Source organism: Leucobacter sp. GX0328 (assembly GCF_053567315.1).
This window is the reverse complement of sequence record NZ_JBSGPC010000001.1, coordinates 1,343,732-1,370,276: the sequence shown is the minus strand read 5'-3', so window position 1 is coordinate 1,370,276 and position 26,545 is coordinate 1,343,732. Positions and strand designations below refer to the sequence as shown.

Here is a 26,545-nt window from a genome sequence, read left to right as displayed (position 1 = left end):
GCGGCCCGGGCGCGAACTACTTCTGCGCCGAGAGGCGGATCGCGCCGGTGGTGACGTCCTCCTCGAGCTCCTCGAGCGTGCGCCCGCGGGTCTCGGGCACGAACTTCAGCACGAAGAAGAACGAGACGATGTTCACGACCGCAAAGATCGCGAAGAGCCCCATGCCGACGGCGCCGACGATCGACGGCACGAAGGTGGCGAGCACGCCGTTCGCGATCCAGAGCACGAAGACCGCGACACCCATGCCGACGCCGCGCATGTGCAGCGGGAAAATCTCGGAGAGGTAGACCCAGGTCGCGAGGTTCAGGAACAGCTGGATCGAGCCGATCATGATGACGATGAGCACGAGGAACACCCAGCCGCGGGCGAGGCTCGGCTCGGGGAAGATGAGGAGCATGGCGATGGCGATCATGATGTGCGAGATCGCGGTCATGCCGTAGCCCCAGAGGAAGTTGGTGCGACGGTTGACGCGGTCCATCAGGCTCAGGGCGATGATGCCGCCGATGACGGCGATGACGCCGGGGGCGATGTTGACCCAGCCGATCATGTCTTCGGTGAAGCCCGACTCGGCGAGCATGCGCTGGCCGTAGTACATGATGGCGTTGACGCCCGTGAACTGCTGCGCGATGCCGAGGCCGCAGGCGACCAGCAGAATGGCGAAGAGGTGCTTGTTCTTGAGGATCGCCTTGAAGCCGATCTCGCGGTGGTCGGCGCGGCCCTCTTCGACGGTGATCTGCTCGACCTCGGCGAACTCGGCGACGGCGCGGTCATCGGAGCGCACGGTCTTGAGCACGGCGAGGGCCTCGTCGTAGCGGCCCTTCTCGGTCAGCCAGCGCGGCGACTCGGGCATGCGCAGCATGCCGAAGAAGAGGAAGATCGCGGGAATCGCGCAGACGGCGAACATGATGCGCCAGACGCCGTCGTGGTGGCCCCAGATCGCGGCGATGACGGCGTTCACGACGAAGGCGGCGAGCTGGCCGACGACGATCATGAGCTCGTTGCGGCCCGAGAGCGAACCGCGGATCTCGAAGGGGGCGAGCTCGGCGAGGTAGACGGGCACGACGGCGGAGGCGCCGCCGACCGCGAGGCCGAGCATGATGCGGCCCGCGATGAGCATCGAGAACCCGAAGGTGGTGTGGGTGCCGTGCTCGGGGCCGCCGGGCGAGGTGACGACGAGCAGGGTGCCGAGGAAGAACATCGTCGACAGGAGGATGATGGTCGGGCGGCGGCCGATCTTGTCGGAGATACGGCCGCAGATCATCGCACCGAATGCGGCGGCGAAGACCAGCGAGCTGATGACGACGCCGATCTGCAGCGCGTCGAAGCCCATCTCGGCCTGCAGCGGGCGCTCCGCGCCGTTCGCGACACCGGTGTCGTAGCCGAAGAGCAGACCGCCGAAGGTCGCCACGAGGGCGATCATTCCGAGGCGCTTGCTGTGCGGGCCTTGAGTGAGCGGCGGCAGTGCCGGTCTACTCGGTTCGGTTGCTGACGAGGCCATTGTGTGGGCTCCTTCGTAATCCGTTGGCGCCGCCGTCTTTGCGACGCTCCCGCGATCCTAACAATGTAGTTACATTTGGACAAATAATGCCGGAACTACGTGTGGCCGCGTAGAGTTGCCCCGTGCCATTTGCGACGTCACTTGCGTTCCCTGATTTCCCTACTGCGGCGTGGGTGCTGCTCGCGGTCGCGGCCATGCTCGTCGGGCTCTCGAAGACCGCGCTCCCCGGTATCAACACGATCTCGATCGCGATCTTCGCGGCCCTGCTCCCCGCGAAGGCATCGACCGGCGCACTGCTCCTCCTGCTCATCGTCGGCGACATCTTCGCGATCACGATCTACCGACGCCATGCCGACTGGAAAACCCTGATCAGGCTGATTCCGGCGGTGGTCGTCGGCGTCGGCGCCGGTGCGCTGTTCCTCGCCTTCGCGAGCGACGCCTGGGTGCGGCGCTTCATCGGCGTGATCCTGCTCGTGGTCATCGCGCTCACGCTGTGGCAGCGCGGGCGGGCGGCCGCACTCGCCCGTAAGGGCCGCACGGGCAGCGGCGACCCGGCGACCGCCGCCGACGACGCCTCGCACCGATCTTCCCGTTTCACTCGCGCGGCCTACGGCTCGCTCGGCGGTTTCACGACGATGGTCGCGAACGCCGGCGGCCCGGTCATGTCGATGTACTTCCTCGCCGCGCGCTTCCCCGTCAAGGCGTTCCTCGGCACGGCCGCGTGGTTCTTCGCCGTCATCAACATCGTCAAACTCCCGGTATCGATCGGCCTCGGCCTCATCACCGGTGAGACGCTCCTGCTCGCCCTCTGCCTCATCCCCGGCATCGTGGTCGGCGCGATCGCCGGCATGTGGACCGCACGGCGCATCCCCCAGCACCTCTTCGACTGGGCCGTGATCGGCTTCACCATCATCGGCGCCACCTACCTGCTGTTCTGAGCTTTCGTCAGGGATCGCCTCGCCCCGCGACCGCCCCGCATCCGTGCCGTACCCGCGCTCCCGCCGTGTGCGACCGGCCCTGCGAACAAGTAGTGGCCCCAATTCTGAACCGCAGGTATATTTGATAGGACATTAGGTAAAGCTCGCCTGCCCGCGACTCATGGAGGTACCCGCGTGACCACTGCCGATTCCCCGAACCCGACGGCACCGCTCGCCCGCGCGGCCGCCGAGACTCCGACGTCGCTCTGGAACGACTCCGCCGACCCGAACGAGCTCCAGGCCTCCATCGGCTTCGGCGCTGTGGGCGCGACCTGCAACCCCGTCATCGCTTTCACCGCGATCAACAAGTACCCCGAGATCTGGGGCCCGCGCCTGCGCGAGCTCGCTGCCGAGCACCCGACCTGGGGCGAATCCGAGCTCGGCTGGGAGGCCGTGCGCGAGCTCTCGATCGATGCGGCGAAGCTGCTGCTGCCGATCTTCGAGGAGACCGGTGGGCGCAACGGCCGCCTCTCGATCCAGACCGACCCCCGCCTCTACCGCGACGCCGATGCGCTCGTCGCGCAGGCCGTCGAGTTCTCGCAGCTCGCCCCGAACATCATCGTGAAGATCCCCGCGACCGCAACCGGCATCGCCGCGATGGAAGAGGCTGCCTACCGCGGCGTCAGCATCAACGCGACCTGCAGCTTCACCGTGCCCCAGGCCGTCGCCGTCGGCGAGGCGCTCGAGCGCGCGCTCGACCGCCGTGCCGCCGAGGGCCTGCCCGAGCAGGAGTTCGGTCACGTCGTCACCATCATGGGCGGCCGCCTCGACGACTGGCTGAAGAAGTGGGCCGGCGCGGAGCGCATCCTCACGACCCCCGGCGCACTCGACTGGGCCGGCGTCGCGGCGCTCAAGCGCGCGCACCAGATCTTCACCGAGCGCGGCTACCGCAGCCGCATCCTCTCGGCCGCCTTCCGCAGCTTCCTGCACTGGTCGGAGCTCGTGGGCGGCGATCTCGTCGTCTCGCCCCCCTTCGACTGGCAGGTGCGCATCAACGAGAACAACGTCCCGGCCGAGAACCGCATCGATGTTCCGGTCGACGCCGACGTCATGGCCGAGCTCATGGAGCTCAGCGAGTTCCGCCGCGCCTACGAGCCCGACGGAATGAGCATCGACGAGTTCCTCGACTTCGGTGCGACGCGCAACACGCTGCGCCAGTTCCTCGACGCCGACGCCCAGCTCGACGCGCTCGTGCGCGACGCTATCCTGCCCGGCGCGTAAGTCCCGGCCCGCGCGCCCCACAGCGCGCACGCAGAAGCGGCGGTCGATCCTCAGGGATCGGCCGCCGCTCTCGTGCGTACCGGGTCCGCCGAGCGACACAGCGCGCTCAGGCGATCGCGCTCATGCCCCCGCGATCAGCTCCTTGATCTTCGCGAGCTGATATCGCGACGACTCATCGGCATGCTCGTCCTCGGCGAAGACGTTCGACACGATGAGGGCGTCCTCGCGGTCGAGGTACCCCGACGCGCGAAGCGTGCCGAAGAGCTCGGCCCAGTCGACGTCGCCGTCGCCGATGTTGAGGTGCTGGTGCACCCGCACGGCATTGCCGGGCGGGTTGGTGATGTAGCGCAGCCCGTTCGAACGGTTGTGGTCGAAGGTGTCGGCCGTGTAGACGGCGCCGAGGCGGTCGCCGATCTCGGGGATGAGCGAGGTCGCGCGGTCGCCGTAGTGGAAGGTGTGCGAGGCGACGTAGACGAAGCCGACGCGGTCGCTGTTCAGGCCGCGGATGATGCGCCAGCCCTCGAGGCCGTCTTCGACGAAGTCATCGGGGTGCGGGTCGATGTTCATCGTGACGCCCTCGCGCTCGAGCACCGGGATGAGCGCCTCCATGGCGTCGTAGAACGCGTTCTCTGAGTCCTCCTCGCGCTCGGGGCGGCCCGAGAACTCGGTGTTGAGAATGGGGGCCTCGAGCTCGGCGGCGATCTCGATGTAGCGGGTCGTGTTGCGGATCGCGGCCTTGACCTGGTGCGGTTCGGGCCCGCCGAGGCGCTGCACCGGCAGCACGGAGGTGATCGTCACGCCCGCATCCTTCGCGCGCTTCTTCAGCTGCGCGAGCATGGCCGAATCGACCTTGGGGTGGTGGAAGTGGCGACCGAAGTCGGGGTTCGGCGTCAGCTGCAGGTACTCGTACCCGAGCCTCGCGACGAGGTCGGGGAAGTCGAGCAGGTGATGGGTGCTGTTGTACGGCGTCGGGTCGAGCGCGATGCGGACCATGGGTGCTCCTTTGCTGCGGGGTGGTGATGCGCGCGGGCCGGGCGGTCCCTGTCGATATTGCAGGGATCGCCCGGCCTCCGGCGGGGATTTCGGGTCAGGCGTAGAAGGCGGGGCGCTCGGGCGCCTCGACCGTGACGATGCCGCCCTCGTTCAGCGCCTGGACGCCGGCCTCGCACGACAGTGCGACGAGGTAGCCGTCCCACGCGTTCGGGCCGTCGATGAGGTCGCCACGGCGCACGGCGTCGACCCAGCGCTGGATCTGCGCGTCGTAGGCGTCGGCGAAGCGGGTGACGAAGCTCTCGTGCTCCTTGATCTTGAACTGGCCGTTCTCCCAGTGCTGCATGCCGCCCGGCTGGCCGATGCGGGCGATGCCCGACTCGAACACTGCCTCTGTCGCGACCTGGTAGCCGAAGCGCACGCTGACGTTCATCTCGACGTCGACGAGCACACCGTTCTCGAGCTCCATGATCACGAGGATCGGCTCCTTGAGGCGCTCGGGGGCGAGCGAGTTGCGGCGCGGGTGCTTCACCTCGACGCTCTTCACGGGCGAGCCCGCGAGCCACGGCACGACATCGAACTCGTGCACCACCGAGTCGGTGATGAGCATGTTGTTCGTGTAGGTGTCGGGCACCGACGGGTTGCGGTGCAGGGCGCGCACCATGAGCAGTTCTCCGTTGTCGCCCGACTCGACGAGCTTTCGCAGCTGCTGGTACTCGGCGTCGAAGCGGCGCATGAAACCGAGCTGGATGTGCGGACGATCGAGCTGCTGCTCGAGCTCGAGGATCTCCTCTGAGGACGCCGAATCCTGGGTGAGGGGCTTCTCGCAGAGGATGGGGAGCTTCGCGTCGAGCGCCGGCTTCAGCACGGGGGCGTGGAACTGGCCGGGGGTCGCGATGAGCACGGCGTCCATGGCGCCGGCCGCGATCGCGTCTTCGATGCTGGTGAAGGCGGCGGCGCCGGGGGCGTTCGCGGCGGCGGCCTCGGCGCGGCCCGCATCGGGCTCGACGATGGCGGAGACGCGGGCGCCTGCGATGCGGTGGGTGATGCGCTTGATGTGGTCGGCGCCCATCATGCCGGCGCCGACGACGGCGACGCGGAGATCTTCAGTCATTGTTGGTCCTCTCAGGAGATGCTGGTTCGTTGGCGCCGGGCTCGGTGATCGCGGGGCGCCGATCGATGCGTTCTAGGCGATGCGCGCCATGTGGGTGCAGCCGAAGATGTGCTCGCGGGTGCGCTGGGCGATCGGGAAGGGGCGGTCGACGTCGCAGCCGTACATGTCCTGCTCGACGATCGCGAAGATCTCGGGGTCGATCTTCGCGACGGCTTCGATGACTGGCGCGAGGTCGGGGATGCCGTGCGGCGGCTCGATCATGATGCCTTCGGCGACGGCGTCGACGAACGAGGTGTCGTTCTTGAGCACGTCGAAGAGCAGGGTCGGGTCGACCTGCTTGAGGTGCAGGTAGCCGATGCGCTCGGGGCGCTCCTCGATGAGCTTCACGTTGTCGCCGCCGTAGTAGGCGAAGTGGCCGGTGTCGAGGCAGAGGTTCGTGTAGCGCTGGTCGGTCTCGTCGAGGAAGCGCAGCACCTCGCGGGTGGTGCCGATGTGGCTGTCTGCGTGCGAGTGGAACTGCTGCTTCATGCCGAACTCCTCGAGCAGGGCCTTGCCGAGGCGGTCGTGGCCGGCGGCGAGCTTCGTCCACTGCTCATCGGTGAGGGTGCGCGGCTCGAGATTCTCACCGGTGACGTCGCTGCGCCACAGGTCGGGGATCACGACGAGGTGCTCCGCGCCGAGCTTCGAGGCGAGGCCCGCGACGGCGAGCGCCTGGTCCCAGGCGCGCTGCCACTGCTCCTCGCCCTTGTGGAAGCCGGTGAACACGGTGCCGGCCGAGAGCTTGAGGTTCCGCTTGCCGAGCTCGTCCTGCAGCTGGTTCGGGTCGGTCGGCAGGTAGCCGTAGGGGCCGAGCTCGATCCAGGTGTAGCCGGCTTCGACGACCTCGTCGAGGAACCGCTCCCACGGCACCTGCTTCGGGTCGTCGGCGTGCCAGACGCCCCACGAGTCGGGTGCCGTGCCGATGCGCAGGCCCTGGTTCTGAATCGCTTCGCTCATCGAGCGCCCTCCCTCGGGTGCGGTCGCCGAGCCGACATGACACGGTGCCGTGTTTGATATGACAATATGCCAATTCTAGATCACCGCACCCGCATTTCAAGTGGGACTTCCGTGTTTCTCCGCGCAGATTCCCATCCGGGCGCACGGGCAACGCGAAAGCCCCGCTCCATCGTGAGTCCCGGTCCGGTCGAATGCTTCATGCGAAGCATGTCTGACCAGAACCGGATCCCTGACGGAACGGGGCTCGAAGCGCAGTGGCCAGAGGCCGCCTCGGCTCAGCCGAGCAGCGGCTTCTGCGCGGCCTGCTGCTCCTCGTACTCGGCGCGTGCGCGCTGCGTCGACTCGAGCTCCGAGACCTGCGGCACGGGCACATCCCACCAGCCCGCGCCGTCGGGCGCGTAGATGAGCGGGTCGCTGTTGATGTGGATGAAGGTCGAGCGCTCCGATGCCTTCGCGGTCGCCATGGCGGCCTTCAGATTGTCGATCGACGAGGCGCCGGGCTCGACCTCGATGACGTCCATGCCGTAGCTGCGGGCGTTCATCGCGAGGTCGACGGGCAGCACTTGGTCGCCCTGGAAGTTCTTCGCCTCGGCGTCGTACTCGCGGTACCAGGTGCCGAAGCGCTCGGAGCCGACCGTCTCGGAGAGGTGGCCGATCGAGGCGTAGCCGTGGTTCTGGATGAGCACGACGATGACCTTGATGCCCTCGGCGACCGCGGTGACGAGCTCGGTGTTGAGCATCAGGTACGAACCGTCGCCGACCATGATGATGACGTCGCGGTCGTCGCCCGCAGCCGCCAGGCCGCGCTTCGCGCCGAGGCCGCCGGCGATCTCGTAGCCCATGCACGAGAACGCGTACTCGACGTGGTAGCCGAGCGCATCGCGCACGCGCCACAGCTTGTGCAGGTCGCCGGGCAGCGAACCCGCAGCCTGTACGATGACATCCTTCGGATCCGACGACGACTGCACCGCGCCGATGATCTCGGGCTGGCCGGGCAGCTCGAGGCCCGACGGGGCGAAGGCCGAGTCGACCTGCGCATCCCACTCCGCCTTCTCGGAGGCGATGCGGGCCGCGTACTCGGCGTCGACCTTCAGCGACGCGAGCGCATCGATCAGCTCGAGGATGGCCTCGCGCGCGTCGGCGATCACCGGGATCTGCGTGCCGTGCTTGTAGGCGTCGAACGACGCGACGTTGATGTTCACGAACTTCACGTCGGGGTTCTGGAACGCGGTGCGCGAAGCGGTGGTGAAGTCGCTGTAGCGGGTACCGATGCCGATGATGACGTCGGCCTCGGCTGCGAGGCGGTTCGCCGCGAGGGTGCCGGTCGCGCCGACGCCGCCCAGGTTCTGCGGGTGGTCCCAGGCGAGTACGCCGCCGCCGGCCTGCGAGGTGCCGACGGGGATGCCGGTCGCCTCGACGAGCTCGCGCAGCTGCTCCTCGGCGTCCGAGTAAAGCACGCCGCCGCCGGCGACGATCATGGGGCGCTTCGCCGAGCGGATGGCCTCGACGGCGAGCGCGAACGCGTCGCGGTCGGGGCGCGGGCGGCGGATGCGCCACTCGCGCGGCTGCAGGAACTCGACGGGCACGTCCATCGCCTCGGCCTGCACATCCTCCGGCAGCGAGATCGTGACGGCGCCGGTCTCGGCGGGGTCGGTGAGCACGCGCATCGCGGCGAGGGCGATCGAGAAGAGCTGCTCGGGGCGCTGCACGCGGTCGAAGAACTTCGAGACGGGGCGGAACGCGTCGTTGACGGTGAGGCCGATGTCGTGCGGCTGCTCGAGCTGCTGCAGCACGGGGTCGGCGACGCGGGTCGCGAAGGTGTCGCTCGGCAGGAGCAGCGCCGGCAGGCGGTTCGTCGTGGCGAGCGCCGCGCCGGTCAGCATGTTCGCGGCGCCGGGGCCGACCGAGGCCGCCGAGGCGTAGGTGCCGCGGCGGCGGTGCATGCGCGCGTAGCCGACGGCCTGGTGCACCATGGCCTGCTCGTTGCGGGCCTGATGGTACGGCATCAGCTCGGGGTTCTGCACGTTGAACTGCTTGAGCGCCTGGCCGATGCCGGCGACGTTGCCGTGGCCGAAGATGCCGAAGGTGCCCGGGATGGTGCGCTCGCGGATCTCGGTGCCGTCGGCGGCGCGGTCGACGGTCCACTGGTTGGCCAGGAACTCGATGAGGGCCTGGCTGACCGTCATGCGGCGTGTGGTCATGTTGTGCTCCTTGTGAGGATTTCTCGGAAGTGTCCGTCAGTCTGCGGCGGTGAAGGGCAGGCGGGAGTCGAGCTCCTGGCCCTCCCAGGTGTCGCGCACCCAGCCGTGGGCGGGGTCGTCGCTGATGAGCCAGCTGCGCTCGGGGTCGGGGCCCGCCATCACGTTGAGGTAGTACATGTCGTAGCCGGGGGCGGCGACGGCGGGGCCGTGGTAGCCGTAGGGCACGAGGGCGATGTCGCCGGTCTTCACCTGCGAGTCGATCTCGATCGCGCCGGCGGGCGACGAGTAGGTGCTGAACATGCCGAAGGCGTGCTCTTCGCTGACGCCCGCGGGGGCGTCCTTCACCGGGGCGACCTCGAAGTAGTAGATCTCCTCGAGCTCGGACTCGTGGCCCGGCAGGTGCTCGTCGTGCTTGTGGGGCGGGTACGACGACCAGTTCTCGGCCGGGGTGATGACCTCGACGACGATGAAACGGGCGGCGTCGAGCGACTCCTTGCGACCGAAGTTGTGCACCTGGCGGCTCGAGGCGCCGGCGCCGCGCAGCTCGACGGGCACGTCCTCGACGGGCATGTAGCAGCTGGGGCGCACGATGTCGGTGGGCGAGGTGGCGATGAGGAAGCGGGTCTCGCCGGGCGACTGCGCGGTAACCGTGCCGGTCGCGGCCGCCGAGAGGTACATGACGTCGGTGGGGCCGTCGAAGACGGAGGCACGGCCCCTGAGCTCGGTCGTCGTCGCCTCGCCGTTCTCGGTGCTCACCACGGTGAACGCGCCGGTGAGCGGCACGACGAGCCGTTCGATGCCCGTACCCTCGAGGTCGATCGAGGCGCCCTGCTGCAGCCGGGCGACGCGGATGCCGGTGTGCGCCCAGCCCGGGATGCGTTCGTCGACGACGCTCTCCCAGCCCTCGGCGGCGAGTTCGCCGCGGCGGTGGAACCAGCGTTCGGCCTGATCAGTCATGTCGTGCCCTCTCGTGCGCGCCCTGAGCGCAGCATGCTCGCGGAGTGAAATGGAGGAGGTGGTGCTGCGGGAGGCAGCGATTCGTGCACCGGAGTGCGATAAACGGTGCGGGGCGGATTGCTCCGTCCCGCACCGGTTCAACCGGCTACGGTCGCATCAGTCGTTCTGCGGGAAGCCGAGGTTGATGCCGCCGTGGGTGGCGGGGTCGAGCCAGCGGCTGGTGATCGCCTTCTCGCGGGTGAAGAAGTCGAAGCCGTGCACGCCGTAGGCCTTGGCATCGCCGAAGAGCGAGGCCTTCCAGCCGCCGAACGAGTGGTAGGCCACCGGCACCGGGATCGGCACGTTGATGCCGACCATGCCGACGTGGATCTCGTGCTGGAAGCGACGAGCCGCACCGCCGTCGTTGGTGAAGATCGCGGTGCCGTTGCCGAACTGACCCGAGTTGATGAGCTTGACGCCCTCTTCGAAGGTCTGGATGCGCACGACCTGCAGCACCGGGCCGAAGATCTCCTCGGTGTAGGCGCGCGAATCGAGCGACAGGTTGTCGATCAGGGTCGGGCCGAAGAAGAAGCCGTCCTCATGGCCCTCGACCTGGCAGTTGCGGCCGTCGACGACGATAGTGCCGCCGTCGGCTTCGGCGATATCGACGTAGTTCGAGACCTTGTCGCGGTGCACGCTCGAGATGAGCGGGCCGAGGTCGGGCTCGCCCTCGGGGCCGCCTGCGCCGTTGCCGACGCGCAGGCCCGCGATGCGATCCTTGATCTTCGCGATGAGCTCGTCGGCGACGGGCTCGACGGCGAGCACGACCGAGAGGGCCATGCAGCGCTCGCCCGCAGCGCCGTAGCCGGCGTTGACGGCCTGGTCGGCGACGAGGTCGAGGTCGGCGTCGGGGAGCACCAGCATGTGGTTCTTCGCGCCGCCGAGCGCCTGCACGCGCTTGCCGTGCTTGGCAGCGGTCTCGTAGATGTACTGCGCGATCGGGGTCGAACCGACGAACGAGATCGACTGCACCTCGGGGGCGGTCAGCAGGCCGTCGACGGCGAGCTTGTCGCCGTTGAGCACGTTGAAGACGCCGTCGGGCAGGCCCGCTTCCTTCCAGAGCTCGGCGATCCACATCGAGGCCGAGGGATCCTTCTCGGAGGGCTTCACGATGACCGAGTTGCCGGCGGCGATCGCGATGGGGAAGAACCACATCGGCACCATGGCCGGGAAGTTGAAGGGCGAGATGATGCCGACGACGCCGAGGGGCTGCTTCAGCGTGTAGACATCGATGCCGGTCGAGACGTTCTCGGAGAAGCCGCCCTTGATGAGGTGCGGGAAACCGGTGGCGAGCTCGACGACCTCCTGGCCGCGGGCGATCTCGCCCATGGCGTCCGAGAGCACCTTGCCGTGCTCGCGGCTGATGATCGCGGCGAGCTCTTCCTTCTTCGCGGCGAGCAGCTCGCGGAACTTGAAGATGACGGTCTGGCGGCGGGCCATGGAGAGGTTGCTCCAGACCTCGAAGCCGCGCTGCGCCGATGCGATCGCGGCGTCGATCTCCGCCTGGTCGGCGAGTGCGACGTTCGCCTGCACCTGGCCGGTGGCCGGGTTGTAGACGGGGGCGGAGTTGCCGCTCTTCGACTCGTGGATCGCGCCGTCGATCCAGTGGTTGATAACGGGGAGGGTGCTCATATGCGATGCTTCCTAACTGGGGTTGAGGTCTGTGCTGTGATTTCGGAACAGTCCCGCTTTCCATTGTCCAGCGGTTCCGTCCGGGGCGCCACCTGCGCCCGGCCGGGCGGTCAGGCGAGGCCGGGGTGCACCAGCCGCGCCGCGGTGTCGACCGCGGCGGCGACGTCGTCGTCGTGCGGGTAGAGCAGCGTGCGGCCGACGGTGAGGCCGCGCACGCCGGGCAGTGCGAGGGCGCTCTGCCACGATGCGAAGGTCTCGTCGGGGTCGCCGCCGTTGTCGCCGCCGAGCAGCAGCGTCGGCATGGTGGTGGCCTCCATGACGCGCTCCATCTCGGGTACCACGGGCAGCTTCATCCACGTGTAGGCGCTGGAGTTGCCGAGGCCCGAGGCGATGGCCGTCGCGAGGATAGTCGCGTCGGCGGTGAGTTCGTTGACGACCCGGCCGGGCTTACCGCCGGTGCGGTCGCGGCTCGACAGGAACGGCTCGAGCATGATCGGCAGCTCGGCCGCCGCCGCCGCGTCGACGGCGCGGGCCGTGGCCTCGAGCGTGGGCAGGGTGCCCGGGTCGTCGAGGTCGACGCGGATGAGCGTCTTCGCGAAATCGAGGCCCTGGCGCTTCATCGCGGGGATGTCGTAGGCGGTGTAGCGGTCGTCGAGCTCGAACGAGGCGCCGCGCAGCCCGCCGCGATTCATCGAGCCGACGACGATCTTGTCGTCGAGCAGACCGAGCGCCGCGAGGTCGTCGATGATGTCGGGGGTGCCGAGCACGCCGTCGACGCCGGGGCGCGACAGCGCGATGGCCATGCGCTCGAGCAGCTCGTAGCGGTTCGCCATGGCGGTCGGGTTGCTGCCGACCGCGATGGCGCCGCGCGCCGGGTGGTCGGCGGCGACGATGAAGAGGCGGCCGTCGCCCGCGATGACGTCGCGGCGCGTGCGCTCGGCGAGCGCTCGGCCGATACCGGCGGGGTCGGCGGCGCGCATGTCGCGCAGCTGTTCGAAGTCCAAGGCCATGATCAGGCTCCCTTCGCGAGGATGGATTCGACCTCGTCGGCCGTGGGCATCGCCGTCGAGCATTCGAGGCGTGTGGCGACGAGGGCGCCGGCAACGTTGGCGAAGCGGAAGATGCGCTCGAGGTCCCAGCCCTGCAGCAGGCCGTGGCAGAGGGCGCCGCCGAACGCGTCGCCCGAGCCGAGGCCGTTGACGACGTCGACGAAGTGCGGGGCGACCTCGACGCGCTCGTCGCGGGTCTTCGCGAGCACGCCCTTGGGGCCCTGCTTCACGATCGCGAGCTCGATGCCGCGCTCGAGCAGCGCGTCGGCCGCGCGGTCGGGCACGACCTCGCCGACGGCGACTTCGCACTCCTCACGGTTGCCGACGGCGACGGTCGAGTGCTCGAGCCCGAAGGCGGCCTGCGCGGTGGCCTCTTCCGGCTGCTCCCAGAACATGGGCCGGTAGTCGAGGTCGAAGATGGTGTGCTGCTTCCGTCCGCGCGCTTCGAGCGCGGTGTGGTGGGTGCTGCGGCTCGGCTCCTCGCTCAGGCCGGTGAGCGTGAACCAGAAGATGCGGGCGTCGCGCACGGCGTCGAGGTCGAGGTCGGTGCTCTCGATCTGCAGATCGGGCGCCTTCGGCTCGCGGTAGAAGTAGAGCGGGAAGTCGTCGGGCGGGAAGATCTCGCAGAAGGTGACGGGCGTCGGGTACTGCGGGTCGGTCTGCACGAAGCGGTTGTCGACGCCGAGGCGGTCGAGCTCGCGCAGCAGGTAGCGGCCGAAGGGATCGTCGCCGACGCGCGAGATCAGGGCCGATGCGTTGCCGTACTTCGCCGCGGCGACCGACACGTTCGCGGCGCTGCCGCCGAGGAACTTGCCGAAGGTCGATACATCTTCGAGGTGGCCCATCTGGTGCGGGTAGATGTCGACTCCGAGTCGTCCCACTGCCAGCACATCATCAGGACGTCGCTGCTCTGACATTCACTTGCCTCTCGCCATGACACGGCCCGGCGCCGAGTGCGCCGGTGCATTTGTCCTAACAATAGCACGAAGGGGTGTCGGGTGACGGAAAAGTTCCCCGAGGAAGGTAATCTTGTCTTATCAAATGCGCAGGCCCCGTCTCGCATTCGTCTCAAAGGAGAGTGCATGACCCCCGCCGCCACGCCCGTCTGGCCCGACGAGCTGTTCGCAGATCTCGACCGCACCGGCCCCGTTCCCCTCTACTTCCAGATCGCGAGCCGCCTCGAGCGCGCCATCCGCGACGGCATCCTCCCCGCCGGCACCCGCCTCGTCAACGAGATCGCCATCACCGAGCGCCTCGGCCTCTCGCGCCCCACCGTGCGCCGCGCGATCCAGGAGCTCGTCGACAAGGGGCTGCTGGTGAGACGGCGAGGGATCGGCACCCAGGTCGTGCAGGCGCGCGTCAGCCGCCCGGTCGAGCTCACCAGCCTCTACGAAGACCTCAAGCGCACCGGCCATCAGCCGGACACCCGCGTGCTCTCGCTCGAGAAGATCGCGGCCGACGCCGCCTGCGCCGAGCAGCTGCGGGTACCGGCGGGCACGGAGGTGACCCGCATCCGCCGCCTGCGCAGCGTCGACGGCGTCGCCATGTCGATCCTCTCGAACACGCTGCCGCCCGAGTTCGGCGACATCACGGCAGAGGACCTCGAGAAGCACGGGCTCTACGAGATCATGCGCAGCCGCGGCACCAGCCTCAAGATCGCGAACCAGACCATCGGGGCGAGGCGCGCCCACGGCGATGAGAGCGAGCTGCTCGACGTGCCGAAGGGCAGCCCGCTGCTCACCATGGATCGCACGGCGTTCGACCAGTCGGGCAACGTCATCGAGGTCGGCAGCCACTGCTACCGCCCCGACCTCTACTCGTTCGAGACGACGCTCGTCGCCCGGTAGCCGCTACCGCCCGAGCACCTCGTCGTAGGCCCCGAGCAGCCGGGTCGCCGAGGCCCCCCAGCTGCGGGTGAGCGCGTGACGGCGGGCGGCGTCGCGCATCTCGTCGGCGCGCACCGGGTCATCGAGCACGCGCATGATCGCCGCGGCCCAGGGCACCGGGTCGTCGCCCGAGACCAGCATGCCGGTCTCGCCGTCGACGACGGCCTCGCGCAGGCCGCCGGCATCGCGCGCCACCACGGGCACCCCCGACGACGCGGCCTCGAGCGCCACGAGCCCGAACGTCTCGGAGTGGGAGGGCACGAGCACGACGGCGGCGCTGCGGATGCGTTCGGCGAGCTCGCGGCGTCGCAGCGCCCCGTCGAACGAGGTCGTCGCGGCCATGCCGTGTGCGAGCACCGCCTCGTGCAGCCCGCGCACGTAGCCGTCGTCATCGGGCGGGGAGGCGCCGACGATGCGCAGCACGGGCCGCATTTCGACAGGGATCGACGCGACCGCCTCGATCGCGAGGTCGAACCCCTTCAGCGGGTGCAGCCGGCCGACGACGAGCACCTCGGGCCTGCCGCCGCGGGCGAGCCAGTCGCGCTGTTCGGCGCACTCCGCGGAGTCGCAGGGGTGGAAGAGCTCGGTGTCGACGCCGAGCGGCACGACGGTGACCCGGGAGGGGTCGCCGCCGAGGCGCTCGAGCGTGGTCTGCCGCTCCGCCTCGCTCACGGCGATGACGAGGTCGGACTCGTGCGCGAGCCTGCGCTCCCCCTCGAGGCGGCCGGGCGACTCGGGCCGTTCGCCGTCGGCGAGGGGCGACGTCGGCTCGGCGGCGATGGAGTGGTAGCTCTGCACGAGCGGCACGCCCGCGGCCCGGGCGACGGGCAGCGCAGCGATGCCCGAGAACCAGTGCTCGGCGTGCAGCAGTTCGACCGGTTCGCGCTCGAGCTCTGCGGCGAGCGCAGCACCGAACTCCTCCATGACGAGTTCGTGGTCTCCCTTGGCGAGCAGGCGCGTCGGGCCGGCGGTGAGGTGCACGACGACGAGGCGCGGGCCGAGCTCGACCCGGTCGGGCAGGTCGTCGTCGCTGCGGCGGGTGAAGATGCGCACCTCGCGCCCCTGCGCGGCGATGGCTTCGGCCTGCGCGCGCACGACGACGTTCATGCCGCCCGCATCCTTCGTGCCGGGCACGTCGAGCGGTGACGTGTGCAGCATGACGAAGCCGATGGGCGGCCGGGCGGGCCCGGGCTGTGCGTTCATACCTCGAGCGTACTGGGTCGGGCCGTCGCATAGGGTGGAGCGGTGACTGCAGCCCAGACCACCGCCCAGGCCCTGCGCAACCCGCGCCTCTTCACGACCGAGGTGCTCGCGGGCATCGTCACGACGCTCGCGCTCATCCCCGAGGTGATCTCGTTCTCCGTGATCGCGGGCGTCGACCCGAAGGTCAGCCTGATCGCGTCGGTCGTGCTCGCGGTCTCGATGACGATCCTCGGCGGCCGCCCGGCCATGATCACGGCGGCGGCCGGCGCCGTCGCCCTCGTCGTCGCCCCGCTCGTGCACGAGCACGGGGTCGAATACCTCCTCCCGACGGTGATCCTCGCCGGTATCGTGCAGATCCTCTTCGGCGTGCTGGGCCTCGCCCGCCTCATGCGCTTCATCCCCCGCTCGGTCATGCTCGGCTTCGTCAACGCGCTCGGCATCCTCATCTTCGCCGCGCAGGTGCCGCACGTGATCGGCGTCCCGTGGCTCGTCTACCCGCTCTTCGCACTCACCCTGCTCATCACGATCGGGCTGCCGCGTCTCACCACCGCCGTGCCGGCGCCGCTCGTCGCGATCGTCGTGGTGACTGCGATCGCGCTGATCGCGCGCCTGTCGGTGCCCACGGTCGGCGACCAGGGAGCCGTGGGCGGCGGCCTGCCCGGGTTCACGGAGCTCGAGGTGCCGCTGAGTCTCGACACGCTCGCGATCATCTGGCCGACGGCGCTCAGCATCGCCTTCGTCGGGCTCATGGAGACGCTGCTCACCGCGAAGCTCGTCGACGACCTCACCGACACGAAGTCGCAGAAGAACCGCGAGTCGTGGGCGCTCGGCGTCGCGAACATCCTCGCCGGGTTCTGGGGCGGCATCGCCGGCTGCGCGATGATCGGCCAGACGGTGGTGAACGTGAAGCTCGGGCAGGCGCGCACGCGCATCTCGACGTTCGTCGTCGGCGTCTTCCTGCTCGCCCTCGTGACGGTGCTCAGCGACGTCATGGAGCGCATCCCGATGGTCGCCCTCGCCGCAGTGATGATGGTGGTCGCCGTGTCGACCGTGAACTGGCGCAGCGTGAGCCCATCGACGCTGCGGCGCATGCCGCTCTCGGAGACGCTGGTGATGGTCGCCACCGTCGCGATCGTCGTCGCCACGGGCAACCTCGCGATCGGTGTGGGCGCCGGGGTGGTGCTCGCGATCGTGCTGTTCGCCCGCCGGGTCGCGCACGTGGTCGCCGTGTCCCGTCGGGTCGAGAGCGACGGAGGCATCGGCTACGTCGTGCGGGGCCCGCTCTTCTTCGGCAGCAGCAACGACCTCGTCGAGCAGTTCTCGTACGCCGAAGACGCGGGCCCCGTCACCGTCGACCTCTCGGCGGCTCAGATCTGGGACGCCTCGACCGTCGCGGCGCTCGACGGCGTGCGGCAGAAGTACGCCGACCACGGCACTGAGGTGCGCTTCACGGGCCTCGACGAACGGTCGACCGACTTCCACGACCGCCTCAGCGGCACCCTCTGAGCCCGGAGATTCCCGAGCGACTTCCGATTCGGCGGAATACTCTCGAAGGAGCGAGCGTTCCTCCGATCAGATACCCCATGGGGGTATAGTGTTTCGGAGAATCGATCAGAGGGAGCATCATGACCACCACCGAATACGCCGTCACCGGGATGAGCTGCGGCCACTGCGAGAACGCGATCCGCCAGGAGGTCGAGCAGGTCGCCGGGGTCACCGGCATCGAGGTCAGCTCCGCCACCGGCCGGCTCGCGGTCACGAGCGACGGCGCCGTCGACGATGCCGCCGTCATCGCCGCGGTCGACGAGGCCGGCTACGAGGCGACGCGCAGATGACCGCCACCACCCGCCTCGACCTCGACATCGGCGGCATGACCTGCGCCTCGTGCGCGAACCGCATCGAGAAGAAGCTCGGCCGGCTCGACGGCGTCACCGCCTCGGTCAACTACGCGACCGAGAAGGCGCGCGTCGAGATCCCTGTCGACCTCGACCCGGCCCGCCTCATCGAGGTCGTCGAACAGACCGGGTACACCGCGAAGCTCCCCGAGCCGCCCGCCCCCGCAGCCGATGATGCTCGCCAGGGATCGCCGAGCACCCCCGGCGGTGCTGCCGCCGACCCGGAGCTCACCTCCCTGCGGCAGCGCCTCATCGGCTCGATCTGGCTGTCGGCGCCGGTCATCGCACTGGCCATGATCCCTGCCCTGCAGTTCGAGTACTGGCAGTGGGCGTCGCTCGCGCTCGCCGCACCCGTCGTGGTGTGGGCCGGCTGGCCGTTCCACCGGGCCGCCTGGGTGAACATCCGCCACGGCGCCGTCACCATGGACACCCTCATCTCGGTGGGCACCGGTGCCGCCTTCCTGTGGTCGCTGTACGCGCTCTTCCTCGGCACCGCCGGCATGCCCGGCATGACCCACGGCTTCGACTTCACGCTGCAGCACAGCGACGGCGCGGGCAACATCTACCTCGAGGCCGCCGCGGGCGTCACCATGTTCGTGCTGGCGGGCCGCTACTTCGAGAAGAAGTCGAAGCGCCAGGCGGGGGCCGCCCTGCGGGCCCTGCTCGAGCTCGGCGCGAAAGAGGTCGTCGTGCTGCGGGACGGCCATGAGCAGACCGTTCCCGTCGACGACCTGCGAGTCGGCGACGAGTTCGTCGTGCGCCCCGGCGAGAAGATCGCGACCGACGGCGTCATCGAGAACGGCCACAGCGCCGTCGACGCCTCCATGCTCACCGGCGAATCGGTGCCCGTCGAAGCCGGCCCGGGCGACGCCGTCGCGGGCGGCACCGTCTCGACGAGCGGCCGCCTCATCGTGCGCGCGACCCGCGTCGGCGCCGACACCCAGCTCGCGCAGATGGCGCAGATGGTCGAGGACGCGCAGTCGGGCAAGGCCGACGTGCAGCGCCTCGCCGACCGCATCTCGGGCGTCTTCGTGCCCATCGTCATCGGCATCGCCGTCGTCACCCTCGTCGTCTGGCTCGCGCTCGGCTACTCGGCCGCCGACGCCTTCACCGCCGCGGTCGCCGTGCTCATCATCGCGTGCCCGTGCGCACTCGGTCTCGCGACCCCGACCGCGCTGCTCGTGGGCACCGGCCGCGGCGCCCAGCTCGGCGTGCTCATCAAGGGGCCCGAAGTGCTCGAATCGACCCGCCGGGTCGACACCATCGTGCTCGACAAGACGGGCACCGTGACGAGCGGTCGCATGACGCTCACCGACGCCGTACCCGCTTCGGGCGTCGACCGCGCCGAGTTCCTGCGCACCGTCGCGGCGCTCGAGCACGCCTCGGAGCACCCGATCGCGCAGGCCATCGCCCGCGGCGCGCTCGCCGAGCTCGGTATCGCGGCCGCAGAACTGCCGACGGTGTCGAACTTCGCGAACACCGCCGGCCGCGGCGTCTCCGGGCTCGTCGCCGTCGGCGACGGCGGCTCCGCGGCCGATCACGTCGCGCTCGTCGGGCGCCCCGCGCTGCTCGAAGCCTGGTCGGTGCCGATCCCCGCCGAGCTGCGGAGCGAGCACGCCCGCTTCGAAAGCGAGGCCAAGACCGTCGCGCTCGTCGCGTGGGGCGGCGAAGCGCGCGGCGTCGTGGCGGTCGCCGACACCGTGAAACCGACGAGCGCCGAGGCGATCGCGCAGTTCGCGGCGCTCGGCCTCGAGTCCGTGCTGCTCACCGGCGACAACCGATCCGTCGCGGAGCAGGTCGCCCGCGAGGTCGGCATCGCGCGCGTCGAGGCCGAAGTGCTGCCCGGCGACAAGGTCGAGGCGATCCAGCGACTGCAGGCCGAGGGCCACGTCGTCGCGATGGTCGGCGACGGCGTGAACGATGCGCCGGCGCTCGCGCAGGCCGACCTCGGGCTCGCCATGGGCACCGGCACCGACGCGGCCATCGAGGCCGCCGACCTGACGCTCGTGCGCGGCGACCTGCGCAGCGCGGCCGATGCGATCCGGCTCTCGCGCCGCACGCTCGGCACGATCAAGGGCAACCTGTTCTGGGCGTTCGCGTACAACGTGGCGGCCATCCCGCTCGCAGCCCTCGGGCTGCTGAACCCGATGATCGCGGGGGCCGCGATGGCGTTCTCGAGCGTCTTCGTCGTCGGCAACTCGCTGCGGCTGCGCGGCTTCCGGAGCACGGCGGCGTGATGGGCGCGCGCAGCGACAGCCCGCACGGAGAGGATTGATATGGTCGGCGGCATGAACGGTTCGAACGGTATGGGCGACGAGTGCGAGGCCCGTTTCAGCGACTCGCACCCGCCCCGCCCGGGCGGCACGGCGGGCGCGGAGGGCGGTGGCCACGGGCACTCGCACGACCACGGCCTGCAGGGCGCGACCACCGCGACCGGCAAGCACCGGAAGCGCCTCATCGCGGTGCTCGTGATCACGCTCTCGGTCGTCTCGGTGCAGGTCGTCGGCGCGATCATCTCGAACTCGCTGTCGCTGCTCGCCGATGCCGGCCACATGCTCACCGATGCGACCGGCGTCGCGATCGCCCTCATCGCGAGCCTCATCGCGGCACTGCCCGCGACCTCGAAGCGCACCTACGGCTACCTGCGCGTCGAAGTGCTCGCCGCGCTCGCGAACGGCATCGTGCTCGGCGTCATCGCGGTCGTCATCTTCGTGCAGGCCATCGGCCGCTTCGGCGCCGAGGTCGAAGTGCATTCGGGGCCCATGCTCGTCGCCGCCGTCATCGGCGCGCTCGCGAATCTGGTCTCCCTGCTCATCCTGCAGTCGGGCCAGAAGGAGAGCCTCAACGTGCGCGGCGCCTACCTCGAGGTGCTCGGCGATCTGCTCGGCTCGGTCGCCGTCATCATCGCGGGCGTCATCATCCTCTTCACCGGCTGGAACTGGGTCGATCAGGTCGCGTCGCTCCTCATCGCGGTGCTCATCTTCCCGCGCGCCATCAGCCTGCTGCGCGACGTCGTGAACGTGCTGCTCGAGGCCTCTCCGAAGAACGTCGACGTCGACCTCGCGCGGAGCCACATGCTGGCGGTGCCCGGCGTGGTCGAGGTGCACGACATCCACGCCTGGACCATCACCTCCGGCGTGCCCGCGTTCTCGGCCCACGTCACCGTCGCCGACGCCGCGTGGAACGAGCGCGGCTACCACGCCGTGCTCGACGAGCTGCGCACCTGCCTCGACGAGCACTTCGACACCTCCCACGTGACGCTGCAGCTCGAGCCCGAGAGCCACGGCGCGGGCCCGGGCGCCTCCGAGGGCCATCTGCACGCGTAGCCGCCCCCGGGCGTCGCACCGACACCCGCACGACACCCGCCTCGGCTACGCTGACCCCATGAGCGACACCCGCCCGAACGCCGAAACCCCGAACGCGCCGCATGCACCGGCGACGCCCGCCACCCGCAAGCAGGTGGTCTCGTGGGCGTTCTGGGATTGGGCGACGCAGCCTTTCAACACCGTCATCCTCACCTTCGTGTGGGTATCGCTGTACCTCGTCTCCGACTCCTTCCTCGCCCCCGAGGTCGCCGCCGAGAACGCGAACGGCGAGCTGCTGTGCTCGCGCACCGCCGACGCCGCCACCGCCTACTGCGGCGGGCTCGCGAAGCTGTCGGCCGACTACGGCTGGGTCACCTTCGCCGCCGGCATGCTCGTACTGCTGCTCGCTCCCGTACTCGGCCAGCGCGCCGACGCCCGCGGCAACAAGAAGCGCTGGGTCGTCGGCGCGACCGCGGTGCTCGCCCTCGTGCAGTTCCTGCTGTTCTTCGTGCAGGCCGACCCCGTCTACTTCTGGTTCGGCGCCGCGATCGTCGCGGTCGGCTCGGTCATCAGCGAGATCGCCGGCGTGAACTACAACGCCATGCTCGTCGAGGTCTCGACCGAGAAGACCGTCGGCCGTATCAGCGGCCTCGGGTGGGGCCTCGGCTACCTCGGCGGCATCTTCGCCCTGGTCATCGTGGTCGTGGTGACGCAGCTCGACTGGTTCGGGCTCGACGTCTCGAACGGACTCGCCTATCGCATCATCGGCGCCGGGGCCGCGGTGTGGACGATCGCGTTCGCGCTGCCGTTCTTCTTCAACGTGCCCGAGTCGCCGGCGCGCGACGAGCGGCCGCAGGTCGGGTTCTTCCGGGGCTACGTCGTGCTCGTGAAAGACGTCGTCGAGCTGTTCCGCACGCACCGCGGCACCTTCTGGTTCCTCATCTCGAGCGCCATCTACCGCGACGGCCTCGCCGGCATCTTCGCCTTCGGCGCCATCCTCGCCGCCGTCTCCTTCGGCTTCACCTCGAACGAGGTCATGATCTTCGGCATCGCCCTCAATCTCGTCGCCGGCGTCGCGACGATCTTCGCGGGCCGGCTCGACGACCGCTACGGCGCCCGCGCCGTCATCATCTCCTCCCTCGTCATCCTCATCCTGAGCGCGCTCTTCGTCTTCCTCTTCCGCGAAGAGGGCAAGATCATCTTCTGGATCGGCGGCATCGTGCTCTCCGCCGCAGTCGGCCCCGCGCAGGCGGCGAGCCGATCCCTGCTCACCCGCGTCACACCGCCCGGCATGCAAGGGCAGATCTTCGGCCTCTACGCCACCACCGGGCGCGTGATGAGCTTCCTGTCGCCGCTCGCCTGGGCGCTCTTCATCGGCTGGTTCGGCGCCACCCACTACGGCATCCTCGGCATCGCGCTCGTGCTCGTCATCGGTCTGCTGCTCTTCCTGCTGCTGCCGAGCAGGAAGTACAAGGAGGCCGAGGCCGCGAGGCGCGCCGCCGGGGTCTAAGCAGCCGGTCCCGTCTCCAGGGATCGCCCCGCGCTCGCTGCGTCGCCGAACGGGCGCCCGAGCTCGCGGTAGCCTGGGCTGGTGGCACGCCCAGAACTCTCCGCCGAACAGCTCGCCGTCTACGAGCGCATCGAGCACACCCGCGAGCACCTCTTCGTCACGGGCCGCGCGGGCACCGGCAAGTCGACCATTCTGAACCACCTCGCCTGGAACACCTCCAAGATCATCGCCGTGTGCGCCCCGACCGGCGTGGCCGCCCTCAACGTCGGCGGCCAGACCATCCACTCGCTGCTGCGCCTGCCCACCGGCATCATCGCCGACCACGACCTCGACCAGCCGGCCGAGCTGAAGAAGATGCTCGCCTCGATCGACACGCTCGTCATCGACGAGATCTCGATGGTGTCGGCCGACCTCATGGACGCGATCGATCGGTCCATGCGCCAGGCCCGCGGCAAGAAGCACGACCCGTTCGGCGGTGCGCAGATCATCATGTTCGGCGATCCCTTCCAGCTGCCGCCGGTGCCTCCGCGCGACCCCGAGGAGCGCGCCTACTTCGCCGACACTTACCGCTCCCTCTGGTTCTTCGACGCGAAGGTCTGGCAGAGCGTGCCGATGTCGGTCATCGAGCTGGTCGAGGTGCATCGGCAGAGCGACGACCGGTTCAAGCAGATCCTCGGAGCCGTGCGCTTCGGGGTCGTCACCGAGGATCAGGCGGCCGACCTCAACGGCGCCGGCGCACGCCCCGCTCCCCGCGACGTCATCACCCTCGCTACGACGAACGCGACCGTCAACCGCATCAACTCCGAACGCCTCGCCGAGATCGGCGGCGCCTCGCTCAGGGCCGTCGCCGAGATCAACGGCGAGTTCCGCGAGAACACCTACCCCGCCGACGAGGTGCTCGAGCTGAAGCCGGGCGCGCAGGTCATGTTCCTGCGCAACGACCCCGACGGGCGCTGGGTGAACGGCACCATCGGCACCGTCTCGCGCATCTCGGGCACCGTGTGGGTCGAGGTCGGCATCGGGCCCGACGCCGAGGAGTTCGAGGTCGAACCCACGACGTGGGAGCGCTTCCGCTACCGCTACGACCCCGAGACGAAGAAGCTCGAGAAGGAGGTCGTGGCCGAGTTCGAGCAGTTCCCGCTCCGGCTCGCCTGGGCGGTCACCATCCACAAGTCGCAGGGCCACACCTACGATGCGGCCGCGATCGACCTCGGACCGCGGGCGTTCTCGGCGGGGCAGACGTATGTCGCGCTGAGCCGGGTGCGATCCCTCGAAGGCCTCTACCTGAAGCGGCCGCTGCAGCCGCGCGACGTCATCGTCGACCCCAATGTCGTGCGCTTCATCCGGGAGCGCAGCGCGACGACGCCGGCGTAGCGCGCGGGCACCGGTCGCGCCCGCCGGGCGCTACGCGTTCGCGCCCGCCGCCTTCGCCTTGCCGAGGTCGATGAAGACCGCCGTGTTGAAGCCGTAGGCGACGCGCACCTCGTCGAGCATCCGCGCCTGCTCCTCGGCGCTCAGCTGCTCGCCGAGACGATCGAGCTGCCCCCGGTAGCCGTTCTTGAAATCGGTGAGCGAGCCGAGACCCGAGAAGTCGTAGAACTCGATGCCCGCGCGTTCGAGCGCGTGCTGGCGCGAGACGCGCTTGGCGATCATCTGGCCGCCCGAGAGATCGCCGAGGTAGCGGGTGTAGTGGTGCGCGACGAGCCCCGCGACCCATCCCTCTTCGCCGACCTCGCGCATGCGTGCCGCGTAGGCCTCGGTCGCGGGCACGGGCGAGATGCGCTCGCGCCAGTCCTCGCCGATGAGGTGGGCGAGGTCGGCCTCGAGCGCCGGCAGGCGCACGAGCGCCTCGTTGTGGAAACCGGCGAACGCCGGATCGGCGGCGAGTTTCTCGGCAGCCTCTTCAAGCGCCGCGTACATGAAGTAGTGCTGCGCGACGAGGTCGATGTAGTCCTGCAGCGATCCCTTGCCCCGCATGATGTCTTCCATGAAGGTCGCTCCCTCGCTGTCCGAGTGATCGGACCACGAGCCCTCGCGCAGCACGAGCGAGAACGGCTTGACGCCGTCGTGCGCCGGTTCCGCCTCGTCGGCCCCACCGTGGTGGTGGCCGCCCTGCGCGCCGTGGGGGTGCGCCGCCGGTGCTGCACCGTGCTCCTCGCGCGGAGCGACGCCCAGTCGGCCGCAGGCCTCCTGGTAGAGCGCGACGACCTCGCGACGGATCTCGGGACGCTCGGAGATCGAGCCTCCCGGCCATGCGGCAGTGACCTCGCGCTCGCCCGCGGGGCCCTGCACGCGCCAGATGCCGGCTTCATCGGTCACCCCGACCATCTCGCTCGCCGTAGCTTCGGGATAACCGAAAGCACGTGCGATCAGGAGATTGTCTTCGGGGTGGTCACCGTTCATGTGCCCGGTCACGCCGGCAACGACATCTGCAGCAAAGCTCATCACGCTACTCATCCTAGTAAGGGAGCCCTAAGCTCGGCACCACTTCCAGGCCCACCCAGTAGAATCACCATGTTCTGTGCGTAGAATTCAGCACGTTTGTTCCCGAAGATTGGCGGTTCAGTGATTCCGAAGCTCGCACATCACGTTCGAATCGCCGCCATCGGCGCCATCGCCGTCGCGGCGCTCGCACTTACGGCCTGCAGCGGCGGCCAGTCGCTCGCCGTCTCGGGCGACGCGAACACCGTCAGCGGCGACCTCTCCGCGAACATCGATGCGGCGGTCGAATCGGCGATGCAGCTGAGCGGATCCACCGAGGCCGTCGTCGGCGTGTGGAGCGAGGACGGCGAGTACGTGCGCGGCTTCGGCGACGGCATCGACGGCAAGACGCGCTTCCGCGGCGCGCAGTCCACGCAGCCCGTCGTCTGCGCGCTGCTGCTCGATGCAGTCGAGCGCGGCGACGTGAAGCTCGACGATCCGGTGACGAAGCACCTGCCCCGCCAGAGCGGCATCGGCGACATCACCTATGCGCAACTCTGCGAGATGCGCTCGGGCCTCGCCGACTACAAGTCGAGCTACGCCGACATCTTCGTGAACAACCCGACGCGCCCCTGGCCCGAGCAGGAGCTCATCGCCGAGGGCCTCGCGCACTCGCCGAAGTCGAAGCCGGGCACCGACTTCCTGCAGTCCGACACCAACACGGTGCTGCTCGGCCGTGCGCTCAGCGTCGAGGCGGCGCAGAGCCTGCCGAGCCTGCTCTCGGAGCGCGTCTTCAGCCAGGCGGGCATGCCGTCGAGCTACTACCCGGCGTACAGCGCGACCGAGGTCAACGGCGACGCGCTGCAGGAGCTGACCTACCCGTCGGCCGCCGGCGCCCCCGTGTGCGACGCCGGCGTCACCGAGCTCACCGACGTCTCGGCGAACATGCTCGCCGGCGCGGGCGCGACGGTGACCACCGTCACCGATCTCAAGAGCTTCTACGAGCACTACCTCGCCGGCGACTTCGGCGATAAGAAGCTCGTGAACGACGATCAGCCGACCGTGAACCCCGAGCGCGACGGCGAGGGCAACCCGACGAACGAGCCCGAGGACAACGGGGTGCACTGGTCGTTCGGCATGGAGAAGGTCGGCCCGCTCTACGGTCGTGCCGGAGCCATCACAGGCACCATTTCGGCCGCCTACCACGACCCGGCTTCGGGCTACACCGTGGTCGTCGCGCTCAACAATTCGTCGGCGGGGGCGAGCTTCGCCCGCTCGCTCGCATTCGAGCTCGCAGCGATCTCGACGGCCGCGGGTTCGGGCCCCGAGCTCTCGTGGTCGGCCGATGACCAGGCGGCGAACCTCACCGCCGGAGCGGTCTGCCAGGGCGCACCGGCCGAGGAGGCCCCTGCCGAATAGCCGGTTCTTCGCGACCGTCCGTGAACGGGCGGCCACCCGGTTTCTGCTAGGGTTATCGGGTCGAGGATCGCCTCTTCCGGGGCCGTCGTCTAATGGTAAGACATCAGCTTCCCAAGCTGAGAACGCGGGTTCGATTCCCGTCGGCCCCTCTGAAATTAATGAGTGAGACCTCCGCCAGCGGCGGGGGTCTCACTCATTTCGGGCCGATGGGAATCGAACCCCGCAAGGGGCG

At 69.4% G+C, this 26,545-nt stretch carries 21 protein-coding genes and 1 tRNA gene; 11 read left to right on the top strand and 11 right to left on the bottom strand.

What is annotated here, in order from left to right:
* Positions 1 to 16 precede the first annotated feature (16 nt).
* Complete coding sequence (locus ACUYTF_RS06270) at positions 17 to 1,498, bottom strand: sugar porter family MFS transporter (protein WP_434141912.1); 1,482 nt, start codon at positions 1,496 to 1,498, stop codon at positions 17 to 19.
* Between the two features lie 122 nt (positions 1,499 to 1,620).
* Between ACUYTF_RS06270 and ACUYTF_RS06265 the strand changes: the two genes are divergently transcribed.
* Positions 1,621 to 2,436, top strand: coding sequence for a TSUP family transporter (locus ACUYTF_RS06265; RefSeq protein WP_434141913.1), 816 nt, complete (start codon positions 1,621 to 1,623; stop codon positions 2,434 to 2,436).
* A gap of 174 nt (positions 2,437 to 2,610) precedes the next feature.
* Positions 2,611 to 3,696 (top strand): transaldolase family protein, encoded by a 1,086-nt coding sequence (locus ACUYTF_RS06260; RefSeq protein ID WP_449279492.1) that lies wholly within the window; start codon positions 2,611 to 2,613, stop codon positions 3,694 to 3,696.
* Positions 3,697 to 3,816: 120 nt separating this feature from the next.
* Here ACUYTF_RS06260 and ACUYTF_RS06255 read toward each other — a convergent pair whose 3' ends face one another.
* The 8 genes from ACUYTF_RS06255 to iolC all read right to left on the bottom strand — a co-directional run bounded on the left by ACUYTF_RS06255 (position 3,817) and on the right by iolC (position 13,591).
* Positions 3,817 to 4,689 (bottom strand): TIM barrel protein, encoded by an 873-nt coding sequence (locus tag ACUYTF_RS06255; RefSeq protein WP_434141915.1) that lies wholly within the window; start codon positions 4,687 to 4,689, stop codon positions 3,817 to 3,819.
* A 94-nt stretch (positions 4,690 to 4,783) separates the two neighbouring features.
* Positions 4,784 to 5,800, bottom strand: a complete 1,017-nt coding sequence (locus ACUYTF_RS06250; RefSeq protein ID WP_434141916.1) for a Gfo/Idh/MocA family oxidoreductase — start codon at positions 5,798 to 5,800, stop codon at positions 4,784 to 4,786.
* Positions 5,801 to 5,872: 72 nt separating this feature from the next.
* A complete protein-coding gene (locus tag ACUYTF_RS06245) occupies positions 5,873 to 6,796 on the bottom strand; it encodes a TIM barrel protein (protein WP_434141917.1) in 924 nt (307 codons plus the stop codon).
* Positions 6,797 to 7,071: 275 nt separating this feature from the next.
* Positions 7,072 to 8,997: a 3D-(3,5/4)-trihydroxycyclohexane-1,2-dione acylhydrolase (decyclizing) gene (iolD, locus tag ACUYTF_RS06240; protein WP_434141918.1), complete on the bottom strand. Its 1,926-nt coding sequence runs from the start codon at positions 8,995 to 8,997 to the stop codon at positions 7,072 to 7,074.
* Between the two features lie 36 nt (positions 8,998 to 9,033).
* Positions 9,034 to 9,954, bottom strand: coding sequence for a 5-deoxy-glucuronate isomerase (gene iolB / locus ACUYTF_RS06235; RefSeq protein WP_434141919.1), 921 nt, complete (start codon positions 9,952 to 9,954; stop codon positions 9,034 to 9,036).
* A 156-nt stretch (positions 9,955 to 10,110) separates the two neighbouring features.
* Positions 10,111 to 11,625: a CoA-acylating methylmalonate-semialdehyde dehydrogenase gene (locus tag ACUYTF_RS06230; protein WP_434141920.1), complete on the bottom strand. Its 1,515-nt coding sequence runs from the start codon at positions 11,623 to 11,625 to the stop codon at positions 10,111 to 10,113.
* A 110-nt stretch (positions 11,626 to 11,735) separates the two neighbouring features.
* Positions 11,736 to 12,635 carry a Cgl0159 family (beta/alpha)8-fold protein gene (locus tag ACUYTF_RS06225; RefSeq protein ID WP_434141921.1) on the bottom strand — a complete coding sequence of 300 codons (900 nt, stop codon included), beginning with the start codon at positions 12,633 to 12,635 and terminating at the stop codon, positions 11,736 to 11,738.
* Positions 12,636 to 12,637: 2 nt separating this feature from the next.
* Positions 12,638 to 13,591, bottom strand: a complete 954-nt coding sequence (gene iolC / locus ACUYTF_RS06220) for a 5-dehydro-2-deoxygluconokinase (RefSeq protein ID WP_434141922.1) — start codon at positions 13,589 to 13,591, stop codon at positions 12,638 to 12,640.
* A 165-nt stretch (positions 13,592 to 13,756) separates the two neighbouring features.
* Here iolC and ACUYTF_RS06215 point away from each other — a divergent pair, with 165 nt between their 5' ends.
* Positions 13,757 to 14,521: a UTRA domain-containing protein gene (locus tag ACUYTF_RS06215; RefSeq protein ID WP_434141923.1), complete on the top strand. Its 765-nt coding sequence runs from the start codon at positions 13,757 to 13,759 to the stop codon at positions 14,519 to 14,521.
* Positions 14,522 to 14,524: 3 nt separating this feature from the next.
* Here ACUYTF_RS06215 and ACUYTF_RS06210 read toward each other — a convergent pair whose 3' ends face one another.
* Entirely contained in the window at positions 14,525 to 15,763 is a 1,239-nt protein-coding gene (locus ACUYTF_RS06210; protein WP_434141924.1) for a glycosyltransferase, read from the bottom strand.
* A gap of 42 nt (positions 15,764 to 15,805) precedes the next feature.
* Here ACUYTF_RS06210 and ACUYTF_RS06205 point away from each other — a divergent pair, with 42 nt between their 5' ends.
* From ACUYTF_RS06205 to ACUYTF_RS06180, 6 genes are all read left to right on the top strand, one after another.
* Positions 15,806 to 17,269 (top strand): SulP family inorganic anion transporter, encoded by a 1,464-nt coding sequence (locus ACUYTF_RS06205; RefSeq protein ID WP_434141925.1) that lies wholly within the window; start codon positions 15,806 to 15,808, stop codon positions 17,267 to 17,269.
* Between the two features lie 119 nt (positions 17,270 to 17,388).
* Positions 17,389 to 17,598, top strand: a complete 210-nt coding sequence (locus ACUYTF_RS06200; RefSeq protein ID WP_434141926.1) for a cation transporter — start codon at positions 17,389 to 17,391, stop codon at positions 17,596 to 17,598.
* A complete protein-coding gene (locus ACUYTF_RS06195) occupies positions 17,595 to 19,895 on the top strand; it encodes a heavy metal translocating P-type ATPase (RefSeq protein ID WP_449279491.1) in 2,301 nt (766 codons plus the stop codon). The genes ACUYTF_RS06200 and ACUYTF_RS06195 overlap by 4 nt, the downstream gene beginning before the upstream one ends.
* 51 nt (positions 19,896 to 19,946) lie before the next feature.
* Positions 19,947 to 20,984 (top strand): cation diffusion facilitator family transporter, encoded by a 1,038-nt coding sequence (locus tag ACUYTF_RS06190; RefSeq protein WP_434141928.1) that lies wholly within the window; start codon positions 19,947 to 19,949, stop codon positions 20,982 to 20,984.
* Positions 20,985 to 21,042: 58 nt separating this feature from the next.
* A complete protein-coding gene (locus tag ACUYTF_RS06185; protein WP_434141929.1) occupies positions 21,043 to 22,473 on the top strand; it encodes an MFS transporter in 1,431 nt (476 codons plus the stop codon).
* 81 nt (positions 22,474 to 22,554) lie between these two features.
* Positions 22,555 to 23,847, top strand: a complete 1,293-nt coding sequence (locus tag ACUYTF_RS06180; RefSeq protein WP_434141930.1) for an AAA family ATPase — start codon at positions 22,555 to 22,557, stop codon at positions 23,845 to 23,847.
* Positions 23,848 to 23,877: 30 nt separating this feature from the next.
* Here ACUYTF_RS06180 and ACUYTF_RS06175 read toward each other — a convergent pair whose 3' ends face one another.
* Complete coding sequence (locus tag ACUYTF_RS06175; RefSeq protein WP_434141931.1) at positions 23,878 to 24,918, bottom strand: biliverdin-producing heme oxygenase; 1,041 nt, start codon at positions 24,916 to 24,918, stop codon at positions 23,878 to 23,880.
* Positions 24,919 to 25,014: 96 nt separating this feature from the next.
* On the opposite strand from ACUYTF_RS06175, the gene ACUYTF_RS06170 reads away from it, so the two are divergent.
* Together ACUYTF_RS06170 and ACUYTF_RS06165 are read left to right on the top strand one after the other, a co-directional pair.
* On the top strand, positions 25,015 to 26,313 hold the full coding sequence (locus tag ACUYTF_RS06170; RefSeq protein WP_434141932.1) for a serine hydrolase: 1,299 nt from the start codon (positions 25,015 to 25,017) through the stop codon (positions 26,311 to 26,313).
* Positions 26,314 to 26,391: 78 nt separating this feature from the next.
* Positions 26,392 to 26,462, top strand: a tRNA-Gly gene (locus ACUYTF_RS06165).
* Positions 26,463 to 26,545: the final 83 nt, after the last annotated feature.